Raw genomic sequence first — 12149 nt, 5'->3', positions numbered from 1 at the left:
AGGATCGGCGCCGGATCGGGCGCCGCGGGCTGATCCGGTGCGGCCGCCGCGACCGTTGCAGGTTCGCCGGTGGCGGCCGCGACAGGGGCCGAAGCGTCGGCAGCCGCGCGCGCCGCGGGCCGGCGCGCGGGATCGAACAGGAACGACAACCCGACGCTGCCGAGGATCGCGACGGTCGCGACGACGGTCGCCGTCGTCACCGGTTCGCCGAGCATCAGCGCGCCGAGCGCGACCGCGACGATCGGGTTCACGTACATGCAGCTGCTCGCGATGATCGGGCTCGTATGGCGGATCAGATAGCCGTACGCGACATACGCGGCCATCGTGCAGAACACCATCAGGTAAACGAACGCGAACACCGGCCCCGCCGCGACCTGCTCGATGCGCTCGCCCATCAGCCAAGCGGCGAGCGTGGACAGCAGTCCGCCGAGTCCGATCTGCAGCGACGTCGACAGGAACAGGTCCGACGGCAGCTTGAGCCGCGTCGCGAGATGCGCGCCGCCCGCCCAGAACAGCGCGCCGGCGAGCACGCAGATCGTGCCGAGCGCCGAGTTCGCGGCGGCCGCGCCGCCCGAGTTCAGCACCACGATGCCGACCATTCCGAGCGCAACGGCCGCCCACTCGCCCTTCGTCACCGGCCGGCCGGCGACCGCCGCGATCACCGTCGCGAACAGCGGCACCGTGGCGACCATCACCGCGGCCGAGCCGCTGCTGACGGTGCGCATCCCGAGCGCGATCGTGCCCGACGACAGCGCGACCAGCATCGTGCCGACGATCGCCGAGTTGCGGATTTCCAGCAGCGTCGGCCACTCGGGCTTGCGCCGCAGCGCGAAGATGAACAGGCCGATGCCGCCGAGCAGGTTGCGCAGCCCCGACAGCAACAGCGGCGGGAACGACTGCAGCGCGAAATGCAGCCCGCTGTACGTCGAACCCCAGACGAAATAGATGAATACGAGGGCCAGCGCGACGCGGCCGCCGCGGCTTTGCGGCAGGCGGATCCGGATCGGCAGGCGGGCAAGGAAGTCGAGCAGGCGGTCGAGCGGGGTCATCGTTCGGTGCCCCGGACAAGCCGCTGCGGACGCTCGCGCGACAAACGGGAAAAACCGGCGTGGCCGGCAAGTACGCCGACCGGGACCGGAACGGCGAACGAAGACGTGCGGAACGACATGACGGTGCGAACGGCGGCGATAAGCGGGCCCGGGCGATCCGGCCACGGACGGACAAAAAAAAGCGTGCGCGGCCAGGCCGGCCACGCACGTCGAGCATTATGCATTAAGGACTAGAAAGGCATCGGGCGACCTTGTTGAAAGCATCTGGACTGACGTTTCGGCGCGACACCGGGTGCATCGTGAACAGCCTGCCGCGCGCTGCGGACGCATCGCGCGGCCCGTTTCACGATCCGCCGAACCAGTTGTATCCCTGATCGACCCAATAGCCGCCCGGATAAGTATCGGTCACGAAGATTTCCATGATGTGCTTCGGATTCTTGTAGCCGAGCTTGGTCGGCATCCGCAGCTTCATCGGGAAACCGAACTCCGGCGGCAGGCGATGGCCGTCATAGTCGAACGCGAGCAGCGTCTGCGGATGCAGCGCGGTCGGCATGTCGATGCTTTCGTAGTAATCATCCGCACACTTGAAGCCGACGTACTTCGCGTGCGTATCGGCGCCGGCGCGTGCCAGGAACGCGCCGAACGGCGTGCCGCCCCAGCGGCCGATCGCGCTCCACCCTTCCACGCAGATGTGCCGCGTGATCTGCTCCGCGTGCGGCAGCGCGTACAGTTCGTCGAGCGTCCATACGCGCTTGCCCGTCACGCGGCCCGACAGCACGAGCCGGTACGTCGACGCGTCGACGTGCGGCACGTCGTCGATGCCGTAGTACGCGTTGAACGGGAACGGCCGCGTGATGTCGGCTTCGGTGTAGGTCGGCGCGAGCCGCTCGCCGCTGAAAAGCCACGCCTGCACGCGATCGTTCAGCCGCGATACGCGCTCGAGAAACGTGTTGACCGACGCATCGTCGTGCAGCGTGCAGCCGGTCAGCATCGTCAGGCCGCCGAGCGTCAGGATGCGCCGGTTGAACAGCCGTCGCGACGGCATTGCCAGCTCGCGCCGCACGTCGAGCTCGAGCGAGTTGCGGTCGAGCGCCCAGCGCGAATCGTCGCGCTTGATTTCGGATTCCGACATGATGATTTCCTTCGTCCCGGATAGGCGGGATCAGCGGCCGCGCAGCATCGCGAGCAGCGAGCGCGGCACGAGCAGCGCCATCGCGACGTGCACGACGAAGAACGCGACGAGCAGCGACATCGCCCAGAAATGCACGACGCGTGCGTTGTCGTAACCGCCGAACAGTTCGCGCAGCAGCGGAAACTGCACCGACTTCCAGATCGTCAGCCCGGACAGCACCAGCACGATCAGATCGGCGATCGCGACCAGGTACGCGGCACGCTGCACCGCGTTGTAGACGCTCAGGTCGTCGTGCGCGAGGCGCCCGCGCAACGCGGCGCGCACGTCGCGCCACACCGATGCCGGCGTGACCGGCAGCATCTTGCGCGCGAGGCGTCCGGTCGCGATCGCCATCGTCAGATAGAACAGCCCGTTGCCGACGAGCAGCCACATCGCCGCGAAATGCCATTGCAGCGCGCCGCCGAGCCAGCCGCCGAGCGTGATGCCGTGCGCAAACGTGAATGACCGATAGATCGGCGACGCGTCGTAGATGCGCCAGCCGGACAGCGCCATCAGGATCGCCGCGAGCGCGTTGAGCCAATGGCTCGCGCGCACCCACAGCGGATGAATGGGGCGCGCGGGCGGCGCGGCGGCCGCGCGCCCGGCAACAGGAACGGTTTGCATGATGAAGACTCCCGGAACGCGTCGAGGAAACGCAACGACACAAAACGGGACGCGGGCGGCCGGCTGTGATCGAACGCGCGCCGGCGGCCCGCGCCCGCGCCGTCAGTTGGACGGCGCCATCTTGTCGCCCGACGGCTTGCCCATCGCGTCGTGCGACATCGCGTCCTTCTTCATCGGATGCTTCTTCATGGCGCCCTTCTTCATCGCACCATCCTTGGCCATTGCATCGTGGCCCATCGCGTCTTTCGACATCGCATCCTTCGACATCGACGAGCCGTTTTGCGACATCGCGTCGTTCTGCGCATACGCGCCCGTTGCAAGCGCGGCGAAAGCGGCGACACAGGCTGCGACCAGTACGTTTTTCATGACATCTCTCCGGAACATGGGTTTGAGGAGCCCAATAGACGAACGACGCCGCGGGAAATGACAGCCGGCCCGAAAATATTTTCGGGCCCGCCGGCCGCCACCGCGATGCTGCAGTGCTACGCCACTGCCGGCTGCGCATCCCGCACGCAACGCACGCGATCGATGATGCGGCGCACCGGCCGCCCGCGCGGCCGGACCGTTGCCGGCGAACCGCCGCGCTGCCGGTTGAAACCGCCGCGAAGCCGGTGTATCGTGTGCCCTTGCTAACGCGGGGGTCCTGCAATGCGTTCGGTCAAACAACCGGCATTGCGGGTGAGAAATACCCTTTGAACCTGATCTGGATAATGCCAGCGCAGGGAAGCGTACGGATTCCGCCGCCATCCTTCTGACGAATCCGCCGCCTCACCAAACCTCGTCTCCTGCTTAGCTCGAGCCCCACATTCGTCAAGGGCTCCGGGCAAGCGCCGAAGCGCGTGTCCGGCGCCCGCACAGGAGATTGCATGAACGCCAATCCGAAGTTTCTGTCTGCCGACGCCCACGTCGACGCCGCCGCCGTCGCCCCGCTGCCCAATTCGCGAAAGGTTTATGTAACCGGCTCGCAACCCGACATCCGCGTGCCGATGCGCGAAATCACGCAGGCCGACACCCCGACCGGCTTCGGCGGCGAAAAGAATCCGCCGATCTACGTGTACGACACGTCGGGCCCGTACACCGATCCGGACGCGAAGATCGACATCCGCGCGGGGCTGCCCGCGCTGCGCCAGCGCTGGATCGAAGCACGCGGCGATACCGAGGTGCTCGACGGCCTGTCGAGCCGGTACGGCCGCGAGCGTGCGGCCGACCCGGCCACCGCCGACCTGCGTTTCCCCGGCCTGCACCGCAACCCGCGCCGCGCGCAGCCGGGCAAGAACGTCACGCAGATGCACTACGCGCGACAGGGCATCATCACGCCGGAAATGGAATACATCGCGATCCGCGAGAACCAGCGCCGCGCCGAGTACATCGAAAGCCTGAAGTCGAGCGGGCCCAACGGCGCGAAGCTCGCCGCGATGATGGGCCGCCAGCATCCGGGCCAGGCGTTCGGCGCCGCGGCCTTCGGCGCGAACGCGCTCGCCGAGATCACGCCCGAGTTCGTGCGCGACGAAGTCGCGCGCGGCCGCGCGATCATCCCCGCAAACATCAACCACCCGGAATCGGAGCCGATGATCATCGGCCGCAACTTCCTCGTGAAGATCAACGCGAACATCGGCAACTCGGCCGTCACGTCGTCGATCGGCGAGGAAGTCGACAAGATGACGTGGGCGATCCGCTGGGGCGGCGACACGGTGATGGACCTGTCCACCGGCAAGCACATCCACGAAACGCGCGAGTGGATCATCCGCAACAGCCCGGTGCCGATCGGCACGGTGCCGATCTACCAGGCGCTCGAAAAGGTCAACGGCAAGGCCGAGGACCTCACGTGGGAAATCTTCCGCGACACGCTGATCGAACAGGCCGAGCAAGGCGTCGACTACTTCACGATCCATGCGGGCGTGCGCCTGCAGTACGTGCCGCTCACCGCGAACCGGATGACGGGCATCGTGTCGCGCGGCGGCTCGATCATGGCGAAGTGGTGCCTCGCGCATCACAAGGAAAGCTTCCTGTACGAGCACTTCGAAGAGATCTGCGAAATCATGAAGGCGTACGACGTGAGCTTCTCGCTCGGCGACGGCCTGCGCCCCGGCTCGATCTACGACGCGAACGACGAAGCGCAGCTCGGCGAGCTGAAGACGCTCGGCGAGCTCACGCAGATCGCGTGGAAGCACGACGTGCAGGTGATGATCGAAGGCCCGGGCCACGTGCCGATGCAGCTGATCAAGGAGAACATGGATCTGCAGCTCGACTGGTGCAAGGAAGCGCCGTTCTACACGCTCGGGCCGCTGACCACCGACATCGCGCCGGGCTACGACCACATCACGTCGGGCATCGGCGCCGCGATGATCGGCTGGTTCGGCACCGCGATGTTGTGCTACGTGACGCCGAAGGAGCACCTCGGGCTGCCGAACAAGGACGACGTGAAGGAAGGGATCATCACGTACAAGCTCGCCGCGCACGCGGCCGACCTCGCCAAGGGCCACCCGGGCGCGCAGGTGCGCGACAACGCGCTGTCGAAGGCGCGCTTCGAGTTCCGCTGGGAAGACCAGTTCAACCTCGGCCTCGACCCGGACAAGGCGCGAGAATTCCACGACGAAACGCTGCCGAAGGACTCGGCGAAGGTTGCACACTTCTGCTCGATGTGCGGCCCGCACTTCTGCTCGATGAAGATCACGCAGGACGTGCGCGAGTTCGCGGCGCAGCAAGGCGTGTCGGAAAGCGAGGCGCTGAAGAAAGGGATGGAGGTCAAGGCCGTCGAATTCGTGAAGACGGGCGCCGAGATCTATCACCGCCAGTAACGCTGCGAGCGAACGATGCGGTCCGTGCGGGCCGCGTCGTCGCGCAACACGCGTTGCAAGAAGCCCGCTTTCGAGCGGGCTTTTTTGCGTCGGCGCCCGCATCGCCCGTGCCTGTGGCCGCACGCGAAACAATTCATTACGAAACCGCAGGACCCTTAACAAGTCCTTACAGCAGCCGTGCGGAGCGGCGCGTAGATTGGGGTCATGCGCGGCCGCGGACCGGCCGCGCGACCTCCATTCACTACCACAAGGACAACGATCATGAGCTATTCGATTCGGCGTTTTGGGGTATGCGCGCTGCTCGTTGCGACGGTGGCCAGCCTGTCGGCCTGCGATTCGATGTCGCGACGCCAGCGTGACACGGCAATCGGTGCAGGCGTCGGCGGTGTAGCGGGCGCGGCGATCGGCGGCAATGCGCTGTCGACCCTGGGCGGCGCCGCAGCCGGCGGCATCATCGGCAATCAGGTCGGCAAGTAAGCCGGCCCGCGCCCGGGTTCTGCGGGCGCGCTGCGTTTCAACCGGGCGGCGTTTCCGCGATGCGGAAGCGCCGTTTTCGCATGGTGCGGGGTGCTGGCCCGGCGGTGTGCCCAATCCTGCGCGGAAATGATCCGTTACCGTTTTACCCACCCTCTCATCGATCGGCGGCCTAAGCTTAAGCATCTGCCGATTGCCGGCTCCGCCGGAGAGACATCATGAACAGGACCCTCGTCGCCGGGGCGCTCGCGTGCGCGACACTCGCGGGCTGCTACTACCCGTACGGCTACTATCCGTCCGGCTATTACACGGCCGCACCGGTTCAGCCCGCACCCGTGTACGTCGATCCCGGCCCCGCGTACTACTATCCGGCCCCGGTGTATGCGCCGGCATGGGGCGGTTACTGGGGCCCGGCGCTGTCGCTGAACTTCGGGTTCGGCGGACGCGGCGGCTGGCGCCATCATTGAGCGATCGAACCGGCCGCCCGGCCGGTTCGCGCGAATCACGGACGAATTTCCCGTTTCTTGTCGTTTCATCCGATCGTGAAACGACGGCTCGGTAACGCGGTGTAAGATTCACCGCATCCCGTCCCTTGGCTCCCCGCCCGATGTCACCCAAGAACGCGTTTCTGCTGGCCCTCCTCGCCGCCCTTTGGGGCGCATCGTTCCTGTTCATCCGCGTCGGCGTCGCCGAATTCGGCGTCGCGCCGCTGATGGCGCTGCGGGTGGGCATCGGCGCGCTGTTCCTCACCGGCCTCGCGCTGACGCGCTTCAAGCCCGCCGAGCTCGGTGCGCGGCTGCGCCGGCACGCATGGCCATTGTTCGTCGTCGGCGTACTGAACTCGGGCGCGCCGTTCTGCCTGTTCGCGTATGCCGAACTGACGCTGTCCGCCGGCGTGACGTCGGTGATCAACGCGACGACGCCGCTGTGGGGCGCGCTCGTCGCGTATCTGTGGCTCAAGGACAAGCTGTCGCTGCCGCGTGCGCTCGGCCTCGTGATCGGTTTTGCCGGCGTGCTCACGCTCGTGTGGGATCAGATCGCGAACGCGCACGGCAGCACCGGCGCGAGCGCGACCGCGCTTGCCGCCGCCGCGGCGCTCGGCGCGACACTGCTGTACGGCATCGCGGCCAACTACACCAAGCGCAAGCTCAGCGGCGTCGACCCGCTCGTCAACGCGACCGGCAGCATGATCGGCTCGACCGTGCTGTTGCTGCCGTTCGCGATCGCGACCTGGCCTGCCGCCGCGGTCAGCGCGCACGCATGGGGCGCCGTGCTTGCGCTCGGCATCGCGTGCACGGGCATCGCCTATTTCATCTTCTTTTACCTGATCGCGCATATCGGCCCGGCCCGCGCGATCACCGTAACGTTCGTGATCCCGGTGTTCGGGCTGCTGTGGGGCGCGCTGTTCCTCGGCGAGCACGTATCGGTCGTCATGATCGAAGGCTGCGCGATCGTGCTCGTCGGCACCGCGCTCGCGACCGGCGTGATCAAGCGGATTCCCGGATTCGGCCCGCGCGGCGGCGAAGCGGCCTGAGCGGCGTACGGGTCGGCATCCGGACGATTTCCCGACGCGAGTACGGCACCCCGTACCGCGCTGCCGGTCGCCGATTCCGGCACACCGCTCGCCGGCCGGCGCGCGGCGATGCATGCCGCGCTTTTTACCGGATCCGTGCCGACGATCGTGCACGCTCGGGCGGCGGCCGTTTGTTTTCGCCGGCTCGCGCCGCGACCGCCTGTTCCCGCCGCTACGGCGTGTTCGCCATGCTTCGCATGCAGCGCGCACGACACGCGCGGCCACCGGCCGTTGCAGCCGCGCATTCCGGCGCCGGCCGCCGCGCGCCGGAACCTGTGTAGCGTTTGCGTCTGGAGTAACCCTGATACGCGCGTCGCGCCGTTCCCGTTACACTCGGAACACTCATCCGCAGAAGGCGGTCACGATGCACCACGTTCTTTCGCGTCCACCTGCGCGTGCGACGGCTTGTGCGTGGCGGCACGGCACCGCCCCTCCGTTCGCCGCCGGGCAACCGATGACATGAAGCCCTCCCGCGACCTCGCGCTCGATTCCCTGCTCGAACGCCTCACGCCGACGCCCAGCGGCTGGATCGCCACGTACCGCGACACGACGCTGCGCAGCGTGTTTCAGCCCGTGCTGTCGATCACGCACAAGCGCGTGGTCGGGTACGAGGCGCTGCTGCGCGTCGTCGATCCGAACGGCACGCTGGTGTCGCCGGTCGCGCTGTTCGACAGGACGCGCGCGGCCGCCGATGCGCTGCTGCTCGACCGGCTCGCCCGCTGCCTGCATACGGCCAACTTCGTCGCGCAAGGCATCGGCGACGGCTGGCTGTTCCTGAACGTGACGCCGCGCGTGCTCGATTCCGGCCTCGTGCAGCGCGAATTCGTCGAGGCGCTGTGCCGGCATTTCGCGTTGCCGCCGAACCGGATCGTGCTCGAAGTCGTCGAGCAGCCGTCGCGCGACGAAGCCGCGCTCGCGCGCACGATCGACATGATCCAGCATCGCGACTTCCTGATCGCGATCGACGATTTCGGCACCGGGTTCTCGAATTTCGATCGCGTGTGGCGCGCACGGCCCGATATCGTCAAGCTCGACCGCTCGCTGGTCGAGCGCGCGAACGCGTCGGCCGACGATCGCCGGATCATGCACCATCTCGTATCGATGCTTCACCAGGCCGGCGCGATGGTGCTGGCCGAGGGCGTCGAAAGCGACGATGCGCTGCAGACGCTGATGGAGGCCGACATCGATTTCGTCCAGGGCTTCCAGTTCGGCCAGCCCGATGCATCGATCGCGCACGCGAGCGCCGCGGCGCCGGCGATGCTCGACGCCGCATGGCAACGCTTCATCGCGCGGCGGCATACGCCGGCGATCGCCGAGCAGCCCGGCTTCGATGCGATCGAGCGGCTCGTGCTCGCCGGCGCGACCGCGTTTTCCGCAAGCGGCAGCCTGCAGGACGCCGCGCAACGCGTGTTCGCGGTACCGGCCGCGCGCCGCGTGTTCGTCACCGACGAGATCGGCGAACAGTTCCTGCCGTCGATCAGCGCGCGGCCGGAAGACGGCCAGGCGGGCGGCACGCGGCTCGCGCCGCTGTTCCCCGAAACGCACAGCAACTGGTCGCGACGCCCGTATTTCCAGCGCGCGATCGCGGCGCCGGGACGCGTCGCGCTGATGGGCCCGCACTTCTCGCTGACCGAAGGGCGCGACTGCTACACGGCCGCCGTCGCGATCCGCGCGCAGAGCCGCCTCGTCGTGTTCTGCGTCGACTTCGTGCTCGACAGCGCGGGAACCGTGATGCGGTAGCGCGCGGCGACGGATGTTCGCGCCCTGCGCACGGCGGGGCCTGCGTTCCGTCAGTCGATCACCTTCCCTCGTCCCGACTTCACCATGCTGCGGCGCGACTTGTGCTCGAGCCGCCGCTCCTTCGACGCGCGCGTCGGCCGTGTCGCTACCCGCGCCCGCGGCGTGAACGCGACGCTGCCGATCAACGCATCGAGCCGCGCGAGCGCCGCTTCGCGGTTTTTCTCCTGCGTGCGGTATTCCTGCGACTTGATCACGACGACGCCGTCGCGCGTGATGCGCTGGTCGGACAGCGCGAGCAGCCGCTCCTTGATGACGGGCGGCAGCGACGACGCGCGGATGTCGAAGCGCAGGTGAATCGCGCTCGAAACCTTGTTGACGTTCTGGCCGCCGGCGCCCTGCGCGCGCACGGCGGTCCACTCGACTTCGTCCGGATCGAGCGTGTAGCGGATCATCATTGCGACGTCTCCTTGCGGCGCCGAGCGAGCGCCTCGTCGACGCGCGCCGCGAGGCCCGAATCGCGTTGCGTGCGCGTCGCGACGGCCTGCGCGAGCACGCGCCGCGGGCCGATCACCTGCACGCGCGTGCGAGCGCGCGTGACGGCGGTATAGACGAGTTCGCGCGTGAGCACACGCCCGAACGATGCCGGCAGCACGAGCGCCGCCTCGTCGAATTCGGAGCCCTGCGATTTGTGGACCGTCAGCGCGAATGCCGTTTCGTGCGGCGGCAGCGCGGCCGGCGACACCGCGCGCGCGGTGCCGTCCGCGCGCCGGAACCACACGCGCAGCACGCCGTGCGCATCCGGCAACGCGATGCCGATGTCGCCGTTGAACAGACCGAGCGCATAGTCGTTGCGCGTCACCATGACGGGCCGGCCGGTGAACCAGTGTGCGCCGACCGCGAGCGGCACGCGTGCGGCATGGCGCACGTGCGCCGCCACCAGCGCATTGACGTGCTCGGCGCCGCGCGCGCCCGCGCGCGTCGCGCACAGGATCCGGAAGCGGTTGAGCGCATCGAACAATGGCAACGGATCGGGCGCCGGCTCGGTCAACGCGGTGCGCAACGCGTCGAGATATGCGCCGAACCGGCGCGCGAGCCGCTCGACCGTCGATGCCGCCAGCGTGTCGCCCGCGTCGTCGTGAAACGATGCGGCAGCGGTATCGTCGGCAGGCAGCGCATCGAGCGCGGCCTGCACGTCGCCGCGGCGGATTGCGAGCGACAGGCGGCCGATCGGCGAGTCGAGGCCGAAACGGTAGTTGCGTTCGAGCCAGACGACGCAGTCGGCGAGCGGTGCGGGTGCGAGTACAGACGCGGATGCGGGCGACGCGGCCGCAATGTCGTCGGCACGCGGCACGGCAGTCGATGCGAGCGCAGCGTCGAGCGGTGCAAGCTCGACCGCGTCGAGCCACGCGAGTTCGTCGGCCTCGATCCAGGCGGGATCGGGGACCGCAGCACCGTTCCCGGTGTCGGCCCGCGTTGCGGCCGCAAGCGGCGACGCGGCGGGCGGCGGCGCAACGTCGGCACGAGCCGGCGGTTCGTCCCGCGCTTCGTCGTCGAACAACGACGCCTGACGCGTATCCACGTGGCGCCGCGCCGCCGGCTTGCGCGTGGCCATCGTTGACAACGGTGTGGTGGGTTGCGTCGAAGCCGGTGCCGGTGCCGGTGCCGGTGCCGGTGCCGAAGTCGAAGTCGAAGCCGAAGCCGAAGCCGAAGCCGAAGCCGAAGCCGAAGCCGAAGCCGAAGCCGAAGCCGAAGCCGAAGCCGAAGCCGGCATCGAGGTGGCCACATCCCCCGCCGCGTCGCCGTCCGGCACGGGCAACGCGGCGACGAACGCCGCTTCGTCGATCCCGAGCGCCTCGGCGATGCGCGCGCGCGCCGCCGGCGTAAACGTCGGCCGCGCGCTCAGTTCCGCGAACACCGCGCCGGCTTCGACCGCGGCCAGTTGATCCTTGTCGCCGAGCAGCACGAGCCGCGCACCCGGTGCGAGCGCGTCGAGCAGATGCGCAGCAAGCGCGACGTCGATCATCGACGCCTCATCGACGACGATCAGGTCGTACGGCAGCGGATTGTCGCGATGATGGCGGAATCCCGCCGCGCCGCCGCCGCCGAGCAGGCGATGCAGCGTGTAGGACGTGTCGGGCAGCCGCGCGGCCAACTCCGGCGGCAGGTCGCCGGAACGCGCATGGAGCGCTTCCTGCATCCGCTGCGCAGCCTTGCCCGTCGGCGCGGCCAGCGCGATGCGCAAGCCCGGATGCGCGTCCAGCAGACAGGCCAGCACGCCGACGACGGTGGTCGTCTTGCCGGTGCCCGGGCCGCCGCTGACGATCGTCACGCGCCCCGTCAGCGCAACGATCGCCGCGACGCGTTGCCAGTCCACGTCGCCCGTCGCCGGCCCGAAATAACGCGCGAGGCTGTCGCGCAGCCGCTCGGGCGCCAGCGCATCGTCCGGTGCGGCGACGCCGGCCTGCGCGACCAGCGCATCGGCGAGCCGCCGCTCGTAGTCGAAATAGCGCGACAGGTACAGATGATCGTGCCGGTCGACGATCAGCGGCCGCTCGTCGCCGCGCGCGAGCGTGCCGAAAGCCACCAGGCCGCTCGCGGCAAGCGCGGCGCGCACGTCGTCGACCGGTTCCTCGTAGCGCTGCGCGAGCGCGGCGAGCGATACGCACACGTGGCCGCCCGCCGTCGCGCGGCTCGCCGCGAACGCCGCCCGCGCCGCCCAG

11 protein-coding genes and 1 riboswitch are annotated in these 12149 nt (G+C 68.6%); of the genes, 5 read left to right on the top strand and 6 right to left on the bottom strand.

Annotated features, from left to right (window positions below):
* The 4 genes from BSE24067_RS31565 to BSE24067_RS31550 all read right to left on the bottom strand — a co-directional run.
* On the bottom strand, positions 1-1049 hold a 1049-nt coding region (locus tag BSE24067_RS31565; protein WP_174904982.1), incomplete at its 3' end, for an EamA family transporter.
* Between the two features lie 343 nt (positions 1050-1392).
* Positions 1393-2181 carry a molybdopterin-dependent oxidoreductase gene (locus BSE24067_RS31560; protein WP_151068345.1) on the bottom strand — a complete coding sequence of 263 codons (789 nt, stop codon included), beginning with the start codon at positions 2179-2181 and terminating at the stop codon, positions 1393-1395.
* A gap of 30 nt (positions 2182-2211) precedes the next feature.
* Positions 2212-2844, bottom strand: a complete 633-nt coding sequence (locus BSE24067_RS31555) for a cytochrome b/b6 domain-containing protein (protein ID WP_151068346.1) — start codon at positions 2842-2844, stop codon at positions 2212-2214.
* 102 nt (positions 2845-2946) lie between these two features.
* A complete protein-coding gene (locus BSE24067_RS31550) occupies positions 2947-3210 on the bottom strand; it encodes a pentapeptide MXKDX repeat protein (protein ID WP_151068347.1) in 264 nt (87 codons plus the stop codon).
* A gap of 260 nt (positions 3211-3470) precedes the next feature.
* Positions 3471-3587, top strand: a riboswitch (TPP riboswitch).
* Between the two features lie 123 nt (positions 3588-3710).
* On the opposite strand from BSE24067_RS31550, the gene thiC reads away from it, so the two are divergent.
* From thiC to BSE24067_RS31525, 5 genes are all read left to right on the top strand, one after another.
* Positions 3711-5642, top strand: coding sequence for a phosphomethylpyrimidine synthase ThiC (thiC, locus tag BSE24067_RS31545; RefSeq protein ID WP_151068348.1), 1932 nt, complete (start codon positions 3711-3713; stop codon positions 5640-5642).
* A 261-nt stretch (positions 5643-5903) separates the two neighbouring features.
* Entirely contained in the window at positions 5904-6119 is a 216-nt protein-coding gene (locus BSE24067_RS31540; protein ID WP_151068349.1) for a glycine zipper 2TM domain-containing protein, read from the top strand.
* 215 nt (positions 6120-6334) lie between these two features.
* Complete coding sequence (locus tag BSE24067_RS31535; RefSeq protein WP_151068350.1) at positions 6335-6583, top strand: hypothetical protein; 249 nt, start codon at positions 6335-6337, stop codon at positions 6581-6583.
* A 140-nt stretch (positions 6584-6723) separates the two neighbouring features.
* A complete protein-coding gene (locus BSE24067_RS31530; RefSeq protein ID WP_151068351.1) occupies positions 6724-7650 on the top strand; it encodes a DMT family transporter in 927 nt (308 codons plus the stop codon).
* A gap of 498 nt (positions 7651-8148) precedes the next feature.
* Positions 8149-9429: an EAL domain-containing protein gene (locus tag BSE24067_RS31525; protein ID WP_151068352.1), complete on the top strand. Its 1281-nt coding sequence runs from the start codon at positions 8149-8151 to the stop codon at positions 9427-9429.
* Positions 9430-9479: 50 nt separating this feature from the next.
* On the opposite strand, the gene arfB is transcribed toward BSE24067_RS31525, so the two are convergent.
* The gene (gene arfB, locus BSE24067_RS31520) at positions 9480-9884 is read right to left on the bottom strand and encodes an alternative ribosome rescue aminoacyl-tRNA hydrolase ArfB (RefSeq protein WP_151068353.1); all 405 of its coding nucleotides are present in this window, start codon (positions 9882-9884) and stop codon (positions 9480-9482) included.
* On the bottom strand, positions 9881-12149 hold a 2269-nt coding region (locus BSE24067_RS31515; protein ID WP_174904981.1), incomplete at its 5' end, for an AAA family ATPase. The genes BSE24067_RS31515 and arfB, both read right to left, overlap by 4 nt.

Source organism: Burkholderia latens (genome assembly GCF_902499045.1).
Lineage (GTDB): Bacteria > Pseudomonadota > Gammaproteobacteria > Burkholderiales > Burkholderiaceae > Burkholderia > Burkholderia latens.
The sequence above is the reverse complement of the archived record's forward strand: the minus strand, read 5'-3'. Positions and strand labels throughout refer to the sequence as shown.

What these genes read in the sequence shown, in the direction of transcription:
- BSE24067_RS31550 (WP_151068347.1), bottom strand. Translation starts at nt 3,210, where the DNA reads ATGAAAAACGTACTGGTCGCAGCCTGTGTCGCCGCTTTCGCCGCGCTT.
- BSE24067_RS31540 (WP_151068349.1), top strand. Translation starts at nt 5,904, where the DNA reads ATGAGCTATTCGATTCGGCGTTTTGGGGTATGCGCGCTGCTCGTTGCG.
- BSE24067_RS31530 (WP_151068351.1), top strand. Translation starts at nt 6,724, where the DNA reads ATGTCACCCAAGAACGCGTTTCTGCTGGCCCTCCTCGCCGCCCTTTGG.
- BSE24067_RS31560 (WP_151068345.1), bottom strand. Translation starts at nt 2,181, where the DNA reads ATGTCGGAATCCGAAATCAAGCGCGACGATTCGCGCTGGGCGCTCGAC.
- thiC (WP_151068348.1), top strand. Translation starts at nt 3,711, where the DNA reads ATGAACGCCAATCCGAAGTTTCTGTCTGCCGACGCCCACGTCGACGCC.
- arfB (WP_151068353.1), bottom strand. Translation starts at nt 9,884, where the DNA reads ATGATGATCCGCTACACGCTCGATCCGGACGAAGTCGAGTGGACCGCC.
- BSE24067_RS31525 (WP_151068352.1), top strand. Translation starts at nt 8,149, where the DNA reads ATGAAGCCCTCCCGCGACCTCGCGCTCGATTCCCTGCTCGAACGCCTC.
- BSE24067_RS31535 (WP_151068350.1), top strand. Translation starts at nt 6,335, where the DNA reads ATGAACAGGACCCTCGTCGCCGGGGCGCTCGCGTGCGCGACACTCGCG.
- BSE24067_RS31555 (WP_151068346.1), bottom strand. Translation starts at nt 2,844, where the DNA reads ATGCAAACCGTTCCTGTTGCCGGGCGCGCGGCCGCCGCGCCGCCCGCG.